The organism is Pandoraea sp. SD6-2 (genome assembly GCF_000389825.1).
In the GTDB taxonomy this organism is placed as follows: domain Bacteria; phylum Pseudomonadota; class Gammaproteobacteria; order Burkholderiales; family Burkholderiaceae; genus Pandoraea; species Pandoraea communis.
In genome coordinates this window covers 166988-186604 of record NZ_KB944452.1, presented here as the reverse complement: position 1 = coordinate 186604, position 19617 = coordinate 166988, and the positions used below count along the sequence as shown (strand labels likewise).

Genomic DNA, 19617 nt, shown 5'->3' with positions numbered 1-19617 from the left:
GTTTTCAGTTGTTGGCACTTTGTGAACAGAGTTGACCGGCCCGTGGCGTCAGGGCAGTGCGTGCGCCCCGGCGGGCAGGTCGGGGTGCGCCGGTGTCGGGTAAGTCAGGCGCGGCATGGGCGCGCCGGCACGGCGCACAACGACCTGATCGACCACGGCTTCCACGTCGGCCGTCTCGCCCAGCGCCTTGAGAAATTTCGAAAGGGCGAAACCGGGGGCGACACACCCTTGCACAACGATGATGCGCCGCTGAAACGTGAGCCAGAGCGACGTCTGCGCAGCCCATGGAATATCGGTGGCAATGGCCGAGAGACGCCGTTGGGCGGATTCAGCGATCTCCACGTCGTAGCGATAGCTGTTCGACAACCGGCAGCGCCCTTCCAGCCAGCAATGGTTGCCTTTTTCGATCCGGTGATGGGCATCGGCGAGCCAGTCGGATTCGCGCATGGCGGGGCCGAGCGGCGTGGGGCAGTCGGCAATGGCGGTGGAAATGTGGAGGAAGGGATCGTGACCGAAATTCTGCACGATTGCCGGGGCGGGGGCACCCGAAACGGCGCTGGACGAGGCCTCAGCCTCGCCAGACAAGGCGTTCGGGGCGGCCAGGGCGGAGGCGCTCAGCGAGAGCGCCGTCGCCAGGGTCGCCGTCGAGCGGCTGCACAGTGTGAAGATTGCGCGGCACATGCTGCCTCCCATGCCCCTCGCGGGCGATGTGGACAACGTTGTGGTGTCGGCGGGCACGCGGAAAAATGAAGGCAAATGTGCGCTATGCCGCCTAACGTCGCTTAAATATCGCTCTCATGGACGCTTGGCGGACTGCCGTACCGACGTCTGGCGTCGATCTGTCTTACCTATCCTTTCTGAAATAAGGATTAGGCGCCATTCTATAAGATGCTTCGGCTAACGCGACACTGGACGGGCGCGCAAACTGCCGTGTATCTCTTTCATGACCGGGAAATTTTCATGAGTCTGCATGTTCTTCTGGTCGACGACGATCCTGTCGCTCGTGACCTGTTGCGCGAATTGCTGCACGCCAATGGGATGCAGGTCTCGGCACTTCACAACGGCGCGTTGCTGCTGCGCCGTCTCGAACTCGAGCGGCCGTCGGTGATTCTGCTCGACACCATGATGCCGGAGCGCGATGGCCTGCGTGCGTTGCAGGATTTGCGCGCGACCGGTGACGACATCCCGGTCATCATGCTGTCGGCGCGTGGCGGCTCGCTCGACCGGGCGCTCGGGTTGGAGCTGGGCGCGGACGATTACCTCACCAAGCCGTTCGATCCGCGTGAGTTGCTTGCCCGCATTCACGCGGTGCTGCGCCGTCGCGGACCGGTGGCGGCCAGCGCGCCCGATGCACGCGCTCCCTACCGCTTCGGCCCGTTTGCGCTGGATTTCTCGCTACGCACGTTGCAACGTGAGGGCGAGCGTCTGCCGCTGCGCGATACGGAATTCGCCATGCTCAAGGCGTTCACGCAACATCCGATGCAGGTGCTGCCGCGCGTGAAGCTGCACGCCATGCTCTACGGCGACGGCATCGCATTCCGTGACCGCAGTCTGGATGTGCCGGTGTGGCGTTTGCGGCGTCTCATCGAAACCGACCCGTCGGTGCCGCGTTACATCCAGACGATTCGCGGTACGGGCTACGTCTTCGTGCCGGGTGGCGAATTGCCAGAGGGCGCGACGGCCGGTGTGCGGGAGCGATCCGGTGGCATTGACGGCAGCGACGATGCATTGTCGCTCACCTCGTCGGCATCGGTTGGCATCGGTCGGCAAGCGCATGGTGCGCGCATGGCGGGAGTCGGTTGCGTGAATCGGCGCTGACTGCCGCGCGACTCGTGGTTCGCGCGACGGATTCGCGGGCGAGACCGGGCGCAGGGCGGCGTGCTTCGGATCACGCTGCGCCTGCCGCCGAGCGCGGCAGGCGGACTTGCAGGTGTTCGAGCCCGCGTAGTCAGTAAATCTCCGGCACGATCATCTCATCTGCCACCGGATGGCGAATGTAGTCCTCGCTGCGCGCCCGCTCGGGCAGCACAACGGGCGAGCGCTCCACGTCATGATACGGCACTTGCGCGAGCAGGTGATGAATGCAATTCAGACGCGCGCGCTTCTTGTCGTCGGCCTGCACTACCCACCACGGCGCTTCCGGAATGTGCGTGCGTTCGATCATGACTTCCTTGGCGCGCGTGTAGCTTTCCCAGCGACGACGGCTTTCGAGATCCATCGGGCTGAGTTTCCACTGCTTGAGCGGGTCTTGAATACGTGCGAGGAAGCGCGCTTCCTGCTCGTCGTCAGAGATCGAGAACCAGTATTTGATGATCTGGACGCCGCTGCGCACAAGCATCTTCTCGAATTCGGGTACCGAGCGGAAGAACTCTTCGTACTCGCTCTGCGTGCAGAAGCCCATGACATGCTCCACGCCCGCGCGGTTGTACCAGCTACGGTCGAACAGCACGATTTCGCCAGCGGCGGGCAGATGCTGCACGTAGCGCTGAAAATACCATTGCGTGCGCTCGCGATCGTTGGGCGCGGGCAGGGCCGCCACGCGGCACACACGAGGATTCAGGCGCTGCGTGATGCGCTTGATCGCGCCGCCTTTGCCGGCGGCGTCGCGGCCTTCGAAGATCACCACGAGCCGGTGACGGCTGCGCATGACCCAATCTTGCAACTTGACGAGTTCGCCTTGCAGGCGGAACAACTCGCGGAAATACTGCAGACGGTCCCCGCGCGCGGTGTCGCTCAGGTCGTTCAGGCCGAGCAGGCGAAGATCGTCAATCTCCATCTCGATCTCTTCGTCGTAGCTGTCGATCAGATCATCTTGGAGACGACGCGTAAGCGAGGCGTCGTGGTCGGCGTCGGAATCGAATTGGGTCATGGCGACGATCTCTTTCGGGCCAGAAAACACAAAGGGCACCCGTATAACGTGGGTGACGACAGGCAGACGCTGCGCGATACCGCGCGCAAGGCGCGCCCAGGAGTGGAATCCCGAGTATGCGACGATTTTATGACACCTGCGTGGCGTTGGCGAACACTGCTGCGGCGCGTTCTCCTGGGTGGCCCGCCTGGCGGGCGTGAGCGGCGCTGGCGGCGTGGGATTTTTCTGTCACGAAAATGAAATGTGACATTGTCATGATGGTCGATCCCACCGTGCTGCGGCGCGATTCAAGTCATTGCTCACGTCCGTTCAGACTCCGCGCGCATGTTTGCCGATCTAGTTCACAACGCTTACGGCTGCGATCAGGCTGGCCTGATCTACGGCTACCGCTTTACCGACGGTGCACCGCCCGAACCCATCGATTCGGCCGAGGCGCTCGAGTGGCTGGCGCAAGGCGAGCGTGCGGAAGGTTTTGTGTGGCTGCATTTCAACTTTGCGCACGCCGCGTGCGAGAAGTGGCTGCAACAGCATCTGAGCTTGCCCCACGAGTTCTACGAGAGTCTGAGCGAAGGCTCGCGTTCCACGCGCATCGAACATTCCGACGATTGGCTGCTTGCCGTCATCAACGACGTGATTTTCGCGTTCGACATTGCGCAGTCGGAAATATCGACGCTGCGTGTGGCTGCCAATGCCCGGCTATTGGTGACCGGACGTGTGAAGCCGCTCAGATCGATCGACAAGTTACGGGCATCGGTCAAGCGTGGCGACGCTTTCCGGTCGCCGCTCGCGCTGCTGGTGCATCTGCTGCGCGATCAGGCGGACGTGCTTGAGCGTATCGTGCGTGAAACGAGCCGCCGTGTGGATACCGTCGAGGACAGGTTGTTGCAGCAACGCATCGAGAGCAACCGAGCGGATTTGGGGTCTTTGCGCCGGGTGCTCGTGCGGTTGCAGCGCCTGCTGGCGCCGGAGCCGGCGGCGCTCTTTCGGCTGTTGAGCCGTCCTCCCGTGTGGGGACATGCCGAGGACGTGCAGGAATTCCGTCAGGCCACGGAAGAGTTTGCGGTGGTGCTCAGCGATCTGTCGGCGTTGCTCGAGCGGATCAAATTGCTGCAGGAAGAGATCGCGGCGATGGTCAGCGAGCGCACCGAGCGCACGATTTATACGCTGACGGTCGTGACGGTACTCGCGTTGCCCATCAATATCGTGGCGGGCTTTTTCGGCATGAACGTGGGCGGCATTCCGCTCTCGGACCATCCGCATGGCTTTTGGGTACTCGTGGCCATCGTGGCTACCGGGACCGCTGGTGCCGGCTGGTGGGCATTCCGCCGGCGTCCGGATTGAGTGCGCCGGGACGGCGCTCGGATCGCCGTCAATTCACACGATGGGGCGCGTGAGGCGGTTTGCAGTCCCCATCGCGGTGCCTCTCTATACCGTAGCGCTATCGGGCACGCTGCTATCGCGCCGATGTTGTGCGGCGAGCCTCCGGATTTGCTGCGCGACGTTGCTATCGAGCGGTGTATAGACGATCAGGCCCAGATCGGGCCGCCCATCGACGGAAAAGGCCGAGTATTCCAGCTCGACGGTTCCCAACACCGGATGCTTGATGTGCTTGATGCTGTGTCCTTCGTTGTAACCCAGCACCTCGTTTTCTTGCCATAGCGTGTCGAACTCTGCACTGACACTGCGCAGTTCTGCGACCAGTTCGCCGACTTCCGAGGCAAGTCCCGCACGCGCCGCATCCGCGCGGAAGGCGCCCACGACATAGCGGGCGACGCTTAGCCAATCATGCTGCTTCGCCCGCACGTCGGGATTACGGAATAGGAAGTGGAGAATATTGCGCTCGCCGGGCGGCAAGGTCTGATAGTCCGTCAGAACTACGGCGGCGGCGTGGTTCCAGGCGACGACATCCCAGGTCGCGGTTTTGATGATCGCCGGGCTGGCATCGAGCGAGTCGAGCAGCCGTTGCAGGCGCGGACTGACACTGTCGATGCGGCTGTAGCGGACTTCGGGCGGCCGTCCGAGCCCCAGCATGAATAAATGCTCACGCTCCGTATGCGTGAGCATCAATGCCCCGGAGATCCGGTCCAGCACTTCCGCAGAGGGGGCGCCTCCACGGCCTTGTTCGAGCCACGTGTACCACGTCGGGCTGATGCTCGCGCGCTGGGCCACCTCTTCGCGGCGCAGGCCCGGCGTGCGCCTGCGCCCGGTAAAGCCGAAGCTCGCCGGATCGAGTCGGGCGCGACGGCTTCGCAGGAAGTCGCCGAGCGATTTGGCGGTGTTGACTGACATGGTGAGCCTGTTAGTCGCTTTACTATGATGTGATCACTACTTTAACGGGATAGCGAATGATCGGATAGTAAGCGCCTGATGACCAAGGAGGTTTCACCATGCGTATCTTTCTGACAGGCGCGACCGGTTTCGTCGGCTCGGCGCTCATTCCCGAACTCATTGCCGCCGGTCACGAGGTGATTGGCCTGACGCGCTCGGACGCGGGAGCCCGCGCCCTCATCGAGGCGGGTGTCGAACCGTACCTTGGCACGCTGGAGGAACCCGTGAGCCTGGCGAACGGTGCCGCGAAGGCCGATAGCGTGATCCACACGGCGTTCGATCACGATTTCAGTCGATTCGTCGAGAATTGCGAGAAGGACAGGCGAGTGATCGCGGCCCTCGGTGCCGCTCTCGCGGGCTCCGGCCGTCCGCTCGTTATCACCTCGGGGGTCGGCATGGGCAACGGCCAGCACGGCGAACCGGCAACGGAAGACGTCTTCAATCTCGCCCATCGCAACCCGCGCATCGCCTCGGAACTTGCGATGCAGGACTTGCTGCAAGACGGTATCAACGTGTCAGTGGTGCGACTGCCGCAAGTCCACAATCTCTACCGGCAGGGCCTCGTTACGCCGCTCATTGGCGTGGCCCGTGAAAAAGGCGTCGTTGCCTATATCGAGGATGGCCGCAACCGCTGGTCGGCGGGCCACGTTTCGGATGTCGCGCGTCTCTATCGGCTCGCCGTCGAGGCCGGAGAAAAGGGCGCTCGCTACCACGCGGCCGGCGAGGCGGGCGTTACCAGCCGCGACATCGCCGAGTCGCTGGGGCGCGGCCTTGGCCTGCCGGTGACGTCAATCGCTCTGGAGGACGCTGACGCGCATTTCGGTTGGTTGTCGATGTTCGTGAGCCTGGACATGCCGGCGTCAAGCGCCTTGACGCAGGCGCGGCTGGGTTGGCATCCGACCGGGCCGACGCTGATCGCGGATCTCGACGAAGCGCGCTACAACGCTTAAGCGCGGTTTGTTGCGTTCTCCGCGATTCCCGGCACCCGATCCAACGCTGCCAACACATCTTCCGGGCGAATCTCTCGCGAGCATTCGAATGCCCGCGGGGTGCCCGTGTGCCGTGGGCACCAGTGAAAGTCGTCGTGGTCGTAGCGTAGCGCCGGGTCATGCCAGCAGCCGGTGCAGACGTCACGCGCGATCACACGGTACGGTGTGGCGAACTCATTGTGCGGCAGCGTGAAGCCCGAGATCAGCACCGTGGGAGTGCCCATCGTCCACGCCAGCCACGCCAGCCCGCTCGACAAGCCGATGAACGCGTTCGCGTGCATCAGCCAGCGCGCGCGTTCGGTCAGCGGCAGATTGCCCGTCGCATCGATGGCGCCTGCCGGGATCGACTGCCAGAAATCTCCTTTGCCGTGCCGTGCGTTCTGATCGATGCACACCACGTGTACGCCGCGCTCGCGCAGACCGGCCACGACCGTCTCCCATCCCTGCGGCCGGTTCCAGTACTTGCATTGCGCCGTGCTCTGCACCGCGATGCACACGTACGGCTCGGCCATCGGGCGAGACACGTCCGGCAATGCCGTCTTCGCAGGCGCCTCGGTGTCGTCGACGCCGAGAATGTGTGCCGCCGTACGATGCAACCCGGTCTCGCGGAAGTCGCGCGGCTGCTGGACGAGTTCGTGATCGTCGAAGAACAGGCCGACGTTGTACGTGGCGTAATACTTGCGCCGCTCGACCTTGTCTTGCGCCACAAAATCCACGTCGGGATAGGCGTCGCGAAAGAGCGCCGCTACCGCAGGTGTGACCACACAGGCCAGGCGGCAACCGTGGGTATTGGCGAAACGCAGCGCATAGGGCAGCCAGCCGAGTACGTCGCCCAGTGCCGCGAGCGGGAACTGCACGAGCACATCCTGATCGCGCGCCTCGTAGCGATGTTCGAAGACCACCACGTCGTTCAGCCAGATCGTGATGCCATACGGCACAAAGTACTTCGCCGGACTGCGCACGACCCCCGATGACAGCGAGACCTCGGTGAGCGTGGTGTCGTCGCGCAAATCGCTGATGCGCACGCGCCACGGCAGCGGTTGACCGAAGTCGGGAATGACCACGCGCGCGCCCTCGTTGAAGTCGAAGCGCAGGCCGGCCGGGCCGACTTGCGTGGGCAGCAGCGCGGGCGCCAGAAAGATCTGGTGCGGTGAGGGGATAAACGGCGTTACCACCGGGGCGTTGGCGGTGGTCGTCACGTCGGTTTGTGTGGGGGCAGGGACGGCATCGTTCATGCACGACACCTTACGCTGTACGTTGCACGATCAATCGCGTGGCAAACGAGCCGAAAGGGGTCTATTTCACGAAATTGCGCGGTATTGACGTCAGAAGCCCTTCCAGCGTCCTTCTGCAAGACGAAAAATGCTTACGTCCCGCCGGTCATCGCCTGGTATTGCGTGCGCAGTGCCTGCGTGAAGCGCAGATGTGTTTCGCGAGGGTTTTCGCGACGGGTGAACATCGCCACCGGCGGCAGCGTCCACGTGAGCGACCATGGCACGACGGCCACGCCCGCGACACGCACCAGTTCCTCTGCAATGTCGGCGGGCAGCAGCGATACCGCGCGCTCGCTGCTCGCGAGCAATTCGCCCGTCAGGCGCGACGAGAAACTCTCGACGACCGGCACCGGCGGCACCACGCCCGCGTGCAGGAACAGGTCGGATAACTGGTCGCGCATGGGCGTATTGGGTGCGCCCATGACCCAGTCTAGTTCGGCCAGTTGCGACCATACGGGCGCGCTGCGTCCGAGGCGGGCGGCCAGACGGCGGCTGGCCACCACGCGCGGCATTTGATGATGCAGGACTTCGAACTGCACCTGGGTGAGGTCGACATTGGCGGCGGCGCGTCCGATCACGACATCGAGCGTGTGATCGCGCAGTTGTGCCATCAGCGCTTCGCTGGTGCCTTCGTGCAGGGTGACGGTCAGCCGCTGGGGAATCTGGGCGAGCGTTTGCTGAATGGCGGCGGCGAGCGTCTTGCCTGAGATGTAGGGGATCACGCCCACCTGAAGCCTTGCGGCGTGCCCGGCCATCACCGCCTCGATGTCCCGGGTCAGATGATCCAGATCGTGCACCATCGCCTGCGCATGGGCGAGAACGACCGCGCCCAGCGGCGTCGGCGTCATGCCGCGCGGGGTCCGGTCGAACAGCGGGCCACCGAGCATGCTTTCCAGCTCCGCGAGGGAGCTTGTCACGGCCGGCTGGCTCGTCGCCATATGCTCCGCCACCCGGGTGAGCGAGCCGTGCTGCTGAATTTGCAGCAACAGCACGAGATGACGCATCTTGAGCCGGGTCGTCAGCCGCCGAACCGCCTCTCCCGTATCGAATGGCATCGCCCCCATCTGTCCTCAATCCCCTGAAACCCCCGATGTTCCGGGCTTATATCGAAAATATGATGCCCCCATAGTAATTCAGAATCGCCCCCCGCTGGCGGCTGCCTAGAATGGCCTGACACCCGATGCGCCAGGGCGGCAACCGTCTTCAGAACGGTCCGCGGCGCTTGGTATTGCCGAGACATTCACCGAGGACGACACGCCATGAGCAACAACAACGATCACCAGGCAGCCCTGGAATATCACCAGTTCCCAACGCCGGGCAAGATCTCCGTGACCGCCAGCAAGCCGCTCGTCACGCAACGCGATCTGGCGCTCGCCTACACCCCGGGCGTTGCCATCCCGTGCCAGGAGATCGCTGCCGATCCGGCGCAGTCGTTCAAGTACACGGCGCGCGGCAACCTGGTCGGTGTGATCACGAACGGCTCGGCCGTGCTCGGCCTGGGCAACATCGGCGCGCTCGCGTCCAAGCCGGTGATGGAAGGCAAGGCCGTCCTCTTCAAGAAATTCGCCGGAATCGATGTGTTCGACATCGAAATCACCGAGAGCGACCCGGACAAGCTCGTCGAAATCATTGCGAGCCTCGAAGCCACGTTCGGCGGTATCAACCTCGAAGACATCAAGGCGCCCGAGTGCTTCACCGTCGAGCGCAAGCTGCGCGAACGGATGAAAATCCCCGTCTTCCACGATGACCAGCACGGCACCGCCATCACGGTGAGCGCTGCGTTCATCAATGGCCTGAAGGTCGTGGGCAAGGACATTCGCGACGTGAAGGTGGTCACTTCGGGCGCCGGCGCTGCCGCACTCGCCTGTCTGGACCTGATGGTCGATCTTGGCCTGCCGGTCGAGAACGTCTGGGCGACGGACATCGATGGCGTGGTCTTCGAGGGCCGTGCCGTGAGCATGGATCCGGACAAGGCCCGTTTCGCGCAGAAGACCGACAAACGCACGCTCGCGGAAGTGATCGAGGGCGCCGACGTGTTCCTCGGCCTGTCCGCCGGCGGTGTGCTCAAGCCGGAAATGCTGGGGACGATGGCGTCGCGTCCGCTGATTCTGGCGCTCGCCAATCCGACGCCGGAAATCTTCCCGGAAGAGGCACGCGCCGCGCGCGAGGACGTGGTGCTTGCCACGGGGCGCTCCGACTTCCCGAATCAGGTCAACAACGTACTTTGCTTCCCGTACATCTTCCGTGGCGCGCTCGACGTGGGCGCCACCACGATCACGCGCCGCATGGAAATCGCCGCCGTCCACGCCATTGCCGGTCTGGCGCAGGAAGAGCCGAACGACTCCGTGGCCACCGCGTACGGCGCGTATGACCTGTCGTTCGGGCCGGAATACCTGATTCCGAAGCCGTTCGATTCGCGCCTGATCGTGCGTATCGCCCCGGCCGTGGCGCGCGCCGCCATGGAAGACGGTGTGGCTACCCGCCCGATCGCCGACTTCGACGCGTACGCCGAGCAGTTGCAGCAGTTCGTGTATCACTCGGGCGCGTTCATGAAGCCCATCTTCTCGGCGGCCAAGCAACTGGTGCGCGATGGTGGCAAGGCGCGCATCGTGTTCGCGGAAGGCGAGGAAGAGCGCGTGTTGCGTGCGGTGCAGGTGATTGTCGACGAGAAGCTGGCCCGTCCGATTCTCGTTGGCCGTCCGGAAGTGCTGCTCGCGCGCATCGAGAAGTTCGGTCTGCGTCTGCGTTTGGGCGAAGACGTCGAAGTCACCAATCCGTACTACGACGAGCGCTTCCATCAGTACTGGACGAACTACTGGGAGCTGCGCTGCCGCGACGGGATCACGAAGGAAATGGCGCGCGTCGAGATGCGCCGCCGTCTCACGCTGATCGGCGCGATGATGGTGCGTCTGGGCGACGCCGACGGCATGATCTGCGGCACCGTGGGTGCGTATCACGATCACCTGCGCCTCGTCGACGAAGTGATCGGCAAGCAACCGGGCGCGAACACCTATGCGGCGATGAACATCCTGCTGCTCGACAAGCGCACCGTGGCCCTCGTGGACACGCACGTCAACGACGACCCGACGGCCGAGCAGATCGCCGAGTTCACGCTGGCGGCGGCCAAGCAGATGACGTGGCTGAACCTCAATCCGAAGGTCGCGCTGCTCTCGCGCTCGAATTTCGGCTCGGGCAGTGCGGCGTCGGGCACGAAGATGCGTCGCGTGCTGGAGATGGTCACGGCACAGGCGCCGGGGCTGGAGATCGACGGCGAAATGCACGGCGACTGCGCGCTCGACGAAGGACTGCGCAGCCGCATCCTGCCGCATTCGCGTCTGAAGGGCGCGGCCAACCTGCTGGTGTGCCCGAACGTGGATTCGGGCAACATCGCCTACAATCTGCTCAAGACGGGCGCGGGCAGCAATGTGGCGGTGGGGCCGTTCCTGCTGGGCGTGGGCGCACCGGTCAACGTGCTCACATCCAGCTCGACAGTGCGACGCATCATCAACATGACGGCGCTTACCGTCATCCAGGCCAATCGTGACTGAAGTCCACACGGCGCTCACGCTCGGGTGACGTTCCCGGCGCGCGGCACCGGTCGCGGCGGCTCAGGCGGTTGAGACCGTTCGTAAGCCCCGGCAGGTTCGGCAGACGCATCGACGTGATGCGCCGCCAGCCGCGCCGGGGCTTTTCCGTGGTATCTGCCGCCGGTCGCAATGGCTTGCCGAGCCACTTCGTGCAGAGCCATTCGAGCGCGCTGCACATCACGAAGTAGATCAGCGCGACGAACGCGAACACCTCGGCCGGATAGACCATCAACCGGCTGTTGACCTGCGTGGCGACGAAGGACAATTCCGTCACGCCCACGATGTACGCGAGCGACGTGTCCTTGACCAGCGATACCCACTGATTGACGAATGATGGCGTCATGATGCGCAGCGCCTGTGGCAGTACGATATGGCGCAGCGTCTGCACGCGCGTGAGCCCGAGCGACATGCCCGCATGCCACTGTGCAGTGTCCACGCCGCGAATGCCCGCGTAGACCGTATGCGAGAGGTACGCACCACCGATCAGTGCGAGCGCACAGACGACCGTGGCGAGTCCGGGCACATTCACGTTGAACAGGATCGGCAACAGAAAGTATGTCCAGAAGATCAGCATCAGTACGGGAATCGCACGGAAGACGCCGATCACGAACGTGAGCCCCCAGCGGGCCGGGCCGCCGAGCATGGCGAGCGCGATGCCGCCCGCCAGTCCCAGCACCCCGGAGGCCAGCGCACTGATCGTGGCGAGCACGAGCGTGAGCGCAGCCCCCGAGAGGGGGCCATCGGGAAAGTCGCCCCACAGCAGATAGGGCAAGTTGTCGAATACGGCGGAGACATTCATGAGGCGCTTCCGGGAGGTTTCTCGGGCGGCTGTCTTAGCGCGACGGCGCGCCCGCGTGACGATGCGTGGTGGCGACGCTCACCGCCTCGATCAGTGCAATCGCGCCGACGTACAGCAGCGTGGCGATGCCGAACGCCTGAAACGTCTTGAACGTTTCGGTTTCCACCTGACGCGACGCGTACGACAACTCGGCCAGCCCGATGGCCATCGTCAGCGACGAGTTCTTCACGACATTCATGTATTGGCCGAAGAGCGGCGGCATGGCGATACGCACCGCCTGCGGCAGCACGACGTGACGGAAGACGGCTATGCGGTTGAGTCCCAGGGCAGCGGCGGCCTGTGTTTGCCCGGCGGGCACGCCACGGAGTCCGGCGCGAATTTCCTCGCCGATGAACGCCGTCGTGTAGACCGTGAGGCCGATGAACCCGGCGAGCGTCTCTAGCGCCGGCCAGCGAATGTCGAACAGCACGAGATGCCAACTGTGGGGTTGCGAGAGCCATAGCACGGCACTGGCCGGCACCAGAGCCGCCACGCCGAAATACCAGAAGAACAGTTGCACCAGCAGCGGGGTGTTGCGCATGAGCGCGACGAAGGCGATGGCGGGGCGCGCGAGCAGTGGGCTGCGGGAGTCTCGTGCGAGCGCCAGTCCGAAGCCAAGCCAGGTGGCGGCGGCGCTCACGGCAATCGCGAGTGCAAGCGTGACGCCGAAGCCCTGGAGTAGCCAGCCGACATATTTCGGGGCGAGCCAGTCGATCATGACGGGATTTCCAATGCGAAACACCGGGGCGTACGAGGTTGTCACCCCGTGCGCCCCGGTGAGGCCAGCGGGCAAGCGTCAGGCCTTGTCGCCGATCTTGAACAGACGCGGCAACGGCTGAGCCGTGTTCGGGCCGAACCAGCGGTCGTAAATGTTGGCGGCGGTGCCGTCTTTCTCGAGCCCGCGTAACGTGTCGTTCACAAACGCGCTCAGGCGCGCCTCACCCTTGGGAACGCCGACACCCATGTAGTCGTTCGAAATCGTGAACGCCGGGATCTCGTAGTTTTGCTTGTCCGGCACGTTGGCCAGCAGGCCGACGAGCTTCGGACCATCCTGCGTAATCGCCTGAACCGTGCCGGTGCGCAGTGCGGCGAACGCGAACGGTGTGTCGTCGAATGCCACGATCGTCGCTTTCGGGAATTTCTCGCGCAGCGTGATCTCGTTGGTCGTACCCTTGTCGGCCCCGATGCGCAGCGCGTTCAATTGATCTGGCGAGGACAGCGTGCCCTTTTTCGCGAGGAACTGCTGACCCGACGAGAAGTACGGAATGCTGAAGTCGATCTGCTTGGCGCGCTCGTCCGTGATGGTGAAGTTCGCCAACACGAGGTCGACCTTCTTCGACGTGAGGAACGGAATGCGGTTGGCCGGGTTCGTCGGCTGGATTTCGAGTTTCACGCCGAGCTTGTCGGCCAGCGCCTTCGCGTAGTCGACGTCGAGGCCGACGATCTTGTGCGATTTCGCGTCGACATAGCCGAACGGCGGATTGCTGTCGAACGTGGCGACGCGCAACACGCCGGCCTTCTTGATGTCGTCGAGTTTGTCGGCGTGAGCGGTAAGGGGGGCGAGGGCAGCGACCGACAGCAGCGCTGCGGCGAGGGAGAAAGCAGCGCGTTGTGGGCGTGGTTGGCGAATTGGTTTTTGCATGGCCTGTTGGGCTCCGTTATGCGTAGATCCGTCTCGGGTCCCGGTCTCGCCAACGCAAATGATGGACAGGCGTCGGCGGCGACCGGCTGCGGGTAGCAGCGAACGGGGTCTCTACGATAACGGCGCACCCACGTGCGCCCAACCAATCGATTTTTCTTAGCAAAACGCCGGCGCTGATAAGCGCCGGCGTCCCTCTCGATAAGCGGCGAGTGTGCGTCGGATCAGTCGTGGCGATCGTGGCCGTAGCCGTGACCGTGACCGTGACCGTGACCGTGGTCGCGGTCGTGGTCGTGGTGGTCGTCGTCATGACGATCCCGTCCCCGGTCGCGATCCCCGCGATCCCCGTGATCCCAGCCGCCACGGTTCAACTCCCAGCCGTGCGGACCCTGATGCCAGGCCGGTGCGCGATACGCATAGCCCGGGCGCTCACGTTCCCAATGACCGGCGCGCCACTCGTGGCGATGGCCATCCCAATCCCAGAAGCCCGGTGCCCACACGTATCCGACGCGCGGCGGCGGTACTGGCTCATAGCGCGGTTCCGGCGGTGCGCCAATGCTGATGGAAATACCCACCTGGGCATGGGCCGGAGCCGTGGCAATACCGCCGAGCGTGGCAGCAACGAGCGCAATGGTCAGCGTCAGTTTTTTCATATTCGTCTCCCCTTGGAAAGCGATGTTTTGGTACATCTTCATCGTATGAGGGAAACGGGGCAGTTATGAAGTAAATAGTCGTAAAAAAGTGTTGGAAGTGTTTCGTTCCATTCTCCGAAAGGCCGCCTGAACAGGACGTTCGCGCCCGCTGGCACGCGCTCGGGATGGCTTGCCGCACGGCGCGAACGCCACGCGTCACGCCTTTGACGCGTGCTGATGACGGTATTCCTGCGTGCGTCCGCCATAACCGTAAGCCGCAGCGCGAGCGTCGATGACATGAATGTACGAGCACGCGTGCACGTTGCCGAGCAGCCCTGACAGGGCTTCGAAGACTTGCGCGATGAACTGTGCCTTCTCCGCTTTCGTGTTCGTCTCGTCCGTCACGCTGATATCCAGATGGAAGGCGTTTTTCCCTTGCTCCGAGAGGGGCGCACCCCCGATGAACCAGCGCGCGTGCGCAATGTAGTCGACGGTCACGGCAATCACTTCCGGCACCTTGTGCAGCGTGTCGACCGTGAGTTGCGACACCGCACGCACGGCCTCGCGGGTGAGCGTGTCGTCAGGGGTTCCGGAGAGTTGCAGAACGATGTGCGGCATGGTGTGGTTCCCAAACGTTGAATCGTTGAATCGTTGAGTGATGTGGACAACGACTTCAGTCTAGGGAGATGATTGACATCGGAAAAGCGGGAATTTACGATTCCATCCATCGTTTTTTTCAATGGGTGAGGTCATGGCTCCCGGATTCGATTTCGATCAGTTGCGCACCTTCGTTGCCGTGGCCGAGGCGGGCAGTCTCTCGGCGGCTGCACCACGCGTGTTCCTGTCGCAGTCGTCGGTGAGCGAACAGATTCGCAAACTCGAGGAGCGTGTCGGCGTGACATTGTTCACGCGCGGCAAGCAAGGGGTCGCGACGACGCCCGCCGGCGAGCGTCTTCTGATCCATGCGCGGCAGTTGATCGCCCAGTCCGAACGCGCCTGGCATGACGTGCGCGGGTTCTCGCTCGCCGGCGAGTTGCGGTTGGCAATCACGGATTACTTCCGCCCCGGTGATGTAGCGCGCATGCTGCGGCACCTCAGCGTGGCGTATCCGGCGTTGCGCATTCACGTGACGATTCTGAAAAGCGGCGTGATCGAGTCGGGGTACGACAGCGGCGACTTCGACATTGGCTTGTCGATGCGGGTGCTTGGCAAGTCCCTCGGCCGCGACGCGGTCGCGGGCACCCGGACGCTGGGCAGAGAGCCGCTCGACTGGGTGGCGTCGCCCGATTTCGTGCTGGAGCACGGGGGGCCGCTACCGTTGCTGGTGCTGCCCGACACCTGTGCGTTGCATCGCTTCACTACGCAATGGCTCGACGAGCATCGCGTGCCATACACGATTGCGCACGTGGCGTCGGGGGTGGCGGGGTTGCAGTTGGCATTGAGCGCGGGGCTCGGGGTGGCATGTCTGAACGCGTCGGCGGCGGGGCCGTCACTCGTGCGCATCGAGACGCCGATGCCCGGACGGCGCTTGCCTTCGTTGCCGGATGCGGAGTTTCATCTGCTGCCCGCGCGCCGTGGCGAACCCGAGTGGGTCACGCAGGCGCGCGACGCGCTGGCCGAGCAACTGACCGTCCGGTAAAGCCCGCCAGTAACGCATTAGCGCGGATTACAGCGCATTCAGCGGGATTTTCAGATAGCGCGTGCCGTTGGCCTCCGGCGCCGGCATGTCGCCTGCGCGAATATTGACCTGCACGGCAGGCAGGATCAGCGTGGGCATGTCGAGTGTCCTGTCGCGCGCTTCGCGCATGGCGACGAAGGCAGTTTCATCGATGCCGTCGTGCACGTGGATGTTCGCCCTGCGCTGTTCGCCGACCGTTGTCTGCCAGTTCGCGGCACGCCCGGAAGGCGGGTAGTCGTGGCACATGAACAGACGTGTCGATTCGGGCAGGGCCAGCAGACGGCGGATCGAGCGGAACAGCGTGTGCGCGTTGCCACCGGGGAAGTCGCAGCGCGCGGTGCCCACGTCGGGCATAAAGAGCGTGTCGCCCACGAAGACGGCATCGCCCACACGATAGGCCATGTCAGCCGGCGTATGGCCCGGCACGAACATCGCCTCGGCCTGCAATGTGCCGATGGCGAACGTCTCGCCATCGTCGAACAGATGATCGAACTGCGAGCCATCGGGCGGTACGTCGGTGCCCAGATGAAACAGCTTCTTGAAGACGTGCTGAACGTCGCGGATGTGCGCGCCGATGGCAATGCGTCCGCCGACGTGTTCCTTGAGCCAGCGTGCCGCGGACAGATGATCGGCGTGCGCATGCGTCTCGAGAATCCAGTCGACCGTGAGCTTTTGCGCAGCAATGAATTCGAGAACGCGTTCGGCCGACCCCGTGTGCGTACGGCCCGCCTTGGGATCGTAGTCGAGCACCGGATCGATGATCGCCGCGTGACCGCCCGGCGCATCGAACACGACGTACGTCACTGTGGCGGTAGCCGTGTCGAAGAAGGCTTCGATGTGTGCTGGCGTAGCTGACATGACCGGCTCCTGCAAAAATTTATCGATTTATATATTATAAACTAGTAAAGTGTACGCAATTGACGTGACATGTCGTCGCGCTGCGACTTTCCGATTTGTATTGATCCTGCCATGCCCCGAGTGACTGCGCTATCCCCTGTCGACCGGGCGACCGTCTCCGCAGACGTCGCGCCGCTCGATATTGCGCGCCTGCGAAGTGCCGCGCACGACGCCTCTACGCTGCTGCGTGCGCTCGCTAACGAAGACCGTCTGCTGATCCTGTGTCAGCTCACGCAAGGAGAGATGTCCGTTGGCGAACTGGAAGCGCAACTCGACATCCGGCAGCCGACGCTTTCGCAGCAACTTGCCGTGCTGCGCAGCGAGGCGCTGGTGAGCACGCGCCGCGACGGCAAACGTATCTACTATTCGGTCGCGGATGGCGCCGTGCTTGCCGTGCTGGCTTGTCTTTACGATCAGTTTTGTCCGAAAGCCTGATTGCCGCCGATCACCTCGCTTTTTGCTGCCACATCGCTCATTGCCTAATGTTCAAGGGGAGGCTCCACCCATGACTATCGATACGCTTCATTTCACTCCGTGGACCGCATTGGCCGGTGGGGTGCTCATTGGACTGGCTGCCGTCTGGTTGATGCTGGCGGCCGGACGCATCGCGGGCATCTCCGGCATCGTCGGCGGTCTGTTGTGGCCGCGTGCCGGCGATGTGGGCTGGCGCGTCGTATTCATCGCCGGAATGATGGCGGCGCCTTGGGTGTATCGCACCGTTGCCGTCGTACCCGAAGCGCAGATCGATGCCAGCACCGCGATGCTCATCGCAGCAGGTTTGCTGGTCGGATTCGGCACCCGGCTCGGGTCGGGCTGCACAAGTGGTCATGGCGTTTGCGGTCTTTCGCGATTGTCGTGGCGCTCGCTAGTCGCCACGCTGTGCTTCATGGCGACCGGTTTCGTGACGGTATTCGTCGTGCGGCATGTCCTGAACCTGGGAGGTGCCGCATGAAAAAGCTGATCTTCGCATTCGTCGGCGGCCTCGCATTCGGGCTTGGGCTGATACTCGCGGGCATGGCGAATCCGGCAAAGGTGTTGGGCTTTCTCGACCTGGCCGGCAAATGGGATCCATCGCTGGCGTTCGTGATGGGCGGGGCCATTGCCGTGGGCCTCGTCGGGTTCCGCTTGGCGCATTCACGGGCGCTCGCCTGGACGGGCGAGCCACGTGTGTGGCCCGCCTTGCGCGGCATCGACAAACGGCTGGTGCTCGGCGCGTTGCTGTTTGGCGTGGGTTGGGGGATTGCAGGCATTTGCCCGGGCCCTGCGCTGGTGCTGCTTGGCGCGGGGTATGGCAAGGGGTTGTTGTTCGTTGTCGCGATGATCGCCGGTATGGTGCTGCACACGATGTTCTCTCGCGTGAGCACGAAGTAAGGCGCGAAATGAAGCGAGAAACGAAGCGTGAAAGCGCGTGAAACGACGCGTGAAGCAGCGCCTCGGTTCAGTGTTTTCTCGCGAGTTCCGTGCCCGCATCGGCGGGCAGTTGGCGGGTGACGGGGATCGATAGCCACGAGAACAGCCCGATCACGAGGAATGCCGGGAGGAAGTCGCCGGCTGTCAGGTGTTCGTGGCCGGCGAGCCGGCTGCTCGCCTGTAGCACCATCCCCGAAATCGTCACCCCCAACCCGAGCGATAACTGCTGCACCACGCTTGCGAGGCTCGTCGCGCGGCTCGCGTCGGCACTCGCAATGTCGGCGTACACGATCGAGTTCAGGCAGGTGAATTGCAGCGACGGGAAGAAACCGCCGAACGCCACCACGCCCAGCATCACGAGCACCGGCGTGTCGTGCGTGAACAGCCCGTAGGACGAGAGCGCCAATCCGGCCAGCGCCGCGTTGACGATCAGCACCCGGCGGAAGCCGAATTTCGCCAGCACCCGCTGCGCAATCGCCTTCATGAAAATCGCACCGAACGCCGACGCGCAGGTAATCATGCCCGATTCGAATGGGTCCATATGCAGCCCTTCCTGCAAGGCCAGCGGTAGCAGAAACGGCACGGCCCCCAAGCCGATACGGAAGAGCGAGCCACCGGCGACACTGGCGTGGAACGTCGGAATGCGCAGCAGACGAAAGTCGAGCAGCGGCGCTTCCACACGATTCGCGTGCCGCCAGTAGGCGTAGACGAACAGCGCGCCCAGCACGCACATGGCAATCACGACGCTATCGGCGACCTGATGTTCGCCGATCATGGCCAGCCCCAGCATGAGCAGGCCGCTACCGAGTGCGGAGAGGATGAAACCGAGTGTGTCGAGGCGTCCGGCGTCGCCGCCGCGCTCGTTGTCAATGTATTTGCCCGCGAGGTAGATGCCGAGCAGGCTGACCGGAATGTTGATGAAGAAGATCCATCGCCAGTGCAGATAGGCCGTGATGGCACCACCGAGCGGCGGGCCGATCACCGGCCCCAGCAGGGCGGGCATCGTCAGATAGCCGATGGCCTTGACCAGATCATGCTTGGGCACCGCGCGGAAGATCACGAGACGGCCGACCGGCACCATCATCGCGCCGCCGACGCCTTGCAGAAAGCGAGCGAACACGAACGTCGGCAACGAAAACGATAGCGCACACAGGATCGATCCGGCCATGAAGATGCCGATCGCGGTACGAAAGACGTTACGCGCGCCGAAGCGGTCGGACACCCAGCCGCAAATCGGAATGAAGATGCCGAGCCCGACCACGTAGGCGGTGAGCGCCATCTTCAGTGAAATCGGGTCCTGATGGAGATCGCGTGCCATGGCGGGCAGCGAAGTTGTGATCACCGTGGCGTCGATGTTCTCCATGAACAGGGCGCAAGCGATGATGAGCGGGATGATGACGGCGCGCGACACGATGGGGGAGACGGCTGGCGCAAAGACTCGGATTCTCCCACGATTGAAGCGTACGCTTCAATCGC

Annotated in this window: 20 protein-coding genes; 8 read left to right on the top strand and 12 right to left on the bottom strand. The window is 63.6% G+C overall.

Going from position 1 to position 19617, the window contains the following annotated elements; translation table 11 throughout:
* Positions 1–48 precede the first annotated feature (48 nt).
* Positions 49–681, bottom strand: coding sequence for a hypothetical protein (locus C266_RS15805; protein WP_010807084.1), 633 nt, complete (start codon positions 679–681; stop codon positions 49–51).
* A 279-nt stretch (positions 682–960) separates the two neighbouring features.
* Between C266_RS15805 and C266_RS15800 the strand changes: the two genes are divergently transcribed.
* A complete protein-coding gene (locus C266_RS15800; RefSeq protein ID WP_010807083.1) occupies positions 961–1818 on the top strand; it encodes a response regulator in 858 nt (285 codons plus the stop codon).
* A 130-nt stretch (positions 1819–1948) separates the two neighbouring features.
* On the opposite strand, the gene ppk2 is transcribed toward C266_RS15800, so the two are convergent.
* Positions 1949–2869, bottom strand: a complete 921-nt coding sequence (ppk2, locus tag C266_RS15795) for a polyphosphate kinase 2 (protein ID WP_010807082.1) — start codon at positions 2867–2869, stop codon at positions 1949–1951.
* 324 nt (positions 2870–3193) lie between these two features.
* Between ppk2 and C266_RS15790 the strand changes: the two genes are divergently transcribed.
* Entirely contained in the window at positions 3194–4210 is a 1017-nt protein-coding gene (locus tag C266_RS15790) for a transporter (RefSeq protein ID WP_010807081.1), read from the top strand.
* Between the two features lie 84 nt (positions 4211–4294).
* On the opposite strand, the gene C266_RS15785 is transcribed toward C266_RS15790, so the two are convergent.
* The gene (locus C266_RS15785; RefSeq protein ID WP_010807080.1) at positions 4295–5158 is read right to left on the bottom strand and encodes a helix-turn-helix transcriptional regulator; all 864 of its coding nucleotides are present in this window, start codon (positions 5156–5158) and stop codon (positions 4295–4297) included.
* Between the two features lie 98 nt (positions 5159–5256).
* On the opposite strand from C266_RS15785, the gene C266_RS15780 reads away from it, so the two are divergent.
* Positions 5257–6147 (top strand): SDR family oxidoreductase, encoded by an 891-nt coding sequence (locus C266_RS15780; RefSeq protein WP_010807079.1) that lies wholly within the window; start codon positions 5257–5259, stop codon positions 6145–6147.
* Here the strand turns inward: C266_RS15780 and C266_RS15775 are convergent.
* A complete protein-coding gene (locus tag C266_RS15775) occupies positions 6144–7421 on the bottom strand; it encodes an autotransporter strand-loop-strand O-heptosyltransferase (RefSeq protein WP_010807078.1) in 1278 nt (425 codons plus the stop codon). The two genes, C266_RS15780 and C266_RS15775, sit on opposite strands and share 4 nt — an antisense overlap.
* Before the next feature lie 131 nt (positions 7422–7552).
* Complete coding sequence (locus C266_RS15770; protein ID WP_036663308.1) at positions 7553–8515, bottom strand: LysR substrate-binding domain-containing protein; 963 nt, start codon at positions 8513–8515, stop codon at positions 7553–7555.
* 204 nt (positions 8516–8719) lie between these two features.
* Between C266_RS15770 and C266_RS15765 the strand changes: the two genes are divergently transcribed.
* Positions 8720–11008, top strand: coding sequence for an NADP-dependent malic enzyme (locus tag C266_RS15765; protein WP_010807076.1), 2289 nt, complete (start codon positions 8720–8722; stop codon positions 11006–11008).
* Here C266_RS15765 and C266_RS15760 read toward each other — a convergent pair.
* The 5 genes from C266_RS15760 to C266_RS15740 form a co-directional block, all read right to left on the bottom strand.
* Positions 10986–11846 carry an amino acid ABC transporter permease gene (locus C266_RS15760; protein WP_010807075.1) on the bottom strand — a complete coding sequence of 287 codons (861 nt, stop codon included), beginning with the start codon at positions 11844–11846 and terminating at the stop codon, positions 10986–10988. The genes C266_RS15765 and C266_RS15760 overlap by 23 nt on opposite strands.
* 34 nt (positions 11847–11880) lie before the next feature.
* Positions 11881–12603, bottom strand: coding sequence for an amino acid ABC transporter permease (locus tag C266_RS15755; RefSeq protein ID WP_010807074.1), 723 nt, complete (start codon positions 12601–12603; stop codon positions 11881–11883).
* A gap of 78 nt (positions 12604–12681) precedes the next feature.
* Positions 12682–13527, bottom strand: a complete 846-nt coding sequence (locus tag C266_RS15750; protein WP_010807073.1) for an ABC transporter substrate-binding protein — start codon at positions 13525–13527, stop codon at positions 12682–12684.
* Between the two features lie 221 nt (positions 13528–13748).
* A complete protein-coding gene (locus C266_RS15745) occupies positions 13749–14177 on the bottom strand; it encodes a YXWGXW repeat-containing protein (protein ID WP_010807072.1) in 429 nt (142 codons plus the stop codon).
* Positions 14178–14372: 195 nt separating this feature from the next.
* Positions 14373–14774 carry a 4-oxalocrotonate tautomerase gene (locus C266_RS15740; protein WP_010807071.1) on the bottom strand — a complete coding sequence of 134 codons (402 nt, stop codon included), beginning with the start codon at positions 14772–14774 and terminating at the stop codon, positions 14373–14375.
* Positions 14775–14907: 133 nt separating this feature from the next.
* Here C266_RS15740 and C266_RS15735 point away from each other — a divergent pair, with 133 nt between their 5' ends.
* Positions 14908–15795: a LysR family transcriptional regulator gene (locus C266_RS15735; RefSeq protein ID WP_036663303.1), complete on the top strand. Its 888-nt coding sequence runs from the start codon at positions 14908–14910 to the stop codon at positions 15793–15795.
* Between the two features lie 27 nt (positions 15796–15822).
* On the opposite strand, the gene C266_RS15730 is transcribed toward C266_RS15735, so the two are convergent.
* The gene (locus tag C266_RS15730; RefSeq protein ID WP_010807069.1) at positions 15823–16692 is read right to left on the bottom strand and encodes an MBL fold metallo-hydrolase; all 870 of its coding nucleotides are present in this window, start codon (positions 16690–16692) and stop codon (positions 15823–15825) included.
* Positions 16693–16803: 111 nt separating this feature from the next.
* On the opposite strand from C266_RS15730, the gene C266_RS15725 reads away from it, so the two are divergent.
* The 3 genes from C266_RS15725 to C266_RS15715 all read left to right on the top strand — a co-directional run bounded on the left by C266_RS15725 (position 16804) and on the right by C266_RS15715 (position 18102).
* Positions 16804–17166: a helix-turn-helix transcriptional regulator gene (locus C266_RS15725; protein WP_081636312.1), complete on the top strand. Its 363-nt coding sequence runs from the start codon at positions 16804–16806 to the stop codon at positions 17164–17166.
* Positions 17167–17236: 70 nt separating this feature from the next.
* Positions 17237–17683 carry a YeeE/YedE family protein gene (locus tag C266_RS15720; RefSeq protein WP_010807067.1) on the top strand — a complete coding sequence of 149 codons (447 nt, stop codon included), beginning with the start codon at positions 17237–17239 and terminating at the stop codon, positions 17681–17683.
* Complete coding sequence (locus C266_RS15715) at positions 17680–18102, top strand: DUF6691 family protein (RefSeq protein ID WP_010807066.1); 423 nt, start codon at positions 17680–17682, stop codon at positions 18100–18102. The genes C266_RS15720 and C266_RS15715 overlap by 4 nt, the downstream gene beginning before the upstream one ends.
* A 67-nt stretch (positions 18103–18169) precedes the next feature.
* Here C266_RS15715 and C266_RS15710 read toward each other — a convergent pair whose 3' ends face one another.
* Complete coding sequence (locus C266_RS15710; RefSeq protein ID WP_051126364.1) at positions 18170–19504, bottom strand: MFS transporter; 1335 nt, start codon at positions 19502–19504, stop codon at positions 18170–18172.
* Positions 19505–19617 lie beyond the last annotated feature (113 nt).

Bases quoted from the DNA above. Each gene is read 5' to 3' on its own strand.
- C266_RS15805 (WP_010807084.1), bottom strand. From the start codon at position 681: ATGTGCCGCGCAATCTTCACACTGTGCAGCCGCTCGACGGCGACCCTG.
- C266_RS15800 (WP_010807083.1), top strand. From the start codon at position 961: ATGAGTCTGCATGTTCTTCTGGTCGACGACGATCCTGTCGCTCGTGAC.
- ppk2 (WP_010807082.1), bottom strand. From the start codon at position 2,869: ATGACCCAATTCGATTCCGACGCCGACCACGACGCCTCGCTTACGCGT.
- C266_RS15790 (WP_010807081.1), top strand. From the start codon at position 3,194: ATGTTTGCCGATCTAGTTCACAACGCTTACGGCTGCGATCAGGCTGGC.
- C266_RS15785 (WP_010807080.1), bottom strand. From the start codon at position 5,158: ATGTCAGTCAACACCGCCAAATCGCTCGGCGACTTCCTGCGAAGCCGT.
- C266_RS15780 (WP_010807079.1), top strand. From the start codon at position 5,257: ATGCGTATCTTTCTGACAGGCGCGACCGGTTTCGTCGGCTCGGCGCTC.
- C266_RS15775 (WP_010807078.1), bottom strand. From the start codon at position 7,421: ATGAACGATGCCGTCCCTGCCCCCACACAAACCGACGTGACGACCACC.
- C266_RS15770 (WP_036663308.1), bottom strand. From the start codon at position 8,515: ATGCCATTCGATACGGGAGAGGCGGTTCGGCGGCTGACGACCCGGCTC.
- C266_RS15765 (WP_010807076.1), top strand. From the start codon at position 8,720: ATGAGCAACAACAACGATCACCAGGCAGCCCTGGAATATCACCAGTTC.
- C266_RS15760 (WP_010807075.1), bottom strand. From the start codon at position 11,846: ATGAATGTCTCCGCCGTATTCGACAACTTGCCCTATCTGCTGTGGGGC.
- C266_RS15755 (WP_010807074.1), bottom strand. From the start codon at position 12,603: ATGATCGACTGGCTCGCCCCGAAATATGTCGGCTGGCTACTCCAGGGC.
- C266_RS15750 (WP_010807073.1), bottom strand. From the start codon at position 13,527: ATGCAAAAACCAATTCGCCAACCACGCCCACAACGCGCTGCTTTCTCC.
- C266_RS15745 (WP_010807072.1), bottom strand. From the start codon at position 14,177: ATGAAAAAACTGACGCTGACCATTGCGCTCGTTGCTGCCACGCTCGGC.
- C266_RS15740 (WP_010807071.1), bottom strand. From the start codon at position 14,774: ATGCCGCACATCGTTCTGCAACTCTCCGGAACCCCTGACGACACGCTC.
- C266_RS15735 (WP_036663303.1), top strand. From the start codon at position 14,908: ATGGCTCCCGGATTCGATTTCGATCAGTTGCGCACCTTCGTTGCCGTG.
- C266_RS15730 (WP_010807069.1), bottom strand. From the start codon at position 16,692: ATGTCAGCTACGCCAGCACACATCGAAGCCTTCTTCGACACGGCTACC.
- C266_RS15725 (WP_081636312.1), top strand. From the start codon at position 16,804: ATGCCCCGAGTGACTGCGCTATCCCCTGTCGACCGGGCGACCGTCTCC.
- C266_RS15720 (WP_010807067.1), top strand. From the start codon at position 17,237: ATGACTATCGATACGCTTCATTTCACTCCGTGGACCGCATTGGCCGGT.
- C266_RS15715 (WP_010807066.1), top strand. From the start codon at position 17,680: ATGAAAAAGCTGATCTTCGCATTCGTCGGCGGCCTCGCATTCGGGCTT.
- C266_RS15710 (WP_051126364.1), bottom strand. From the start codon at position 19,504: ATGGAGAACATCGACGCCACGGTGATCACAACTTCGCTGCCCGCCATG.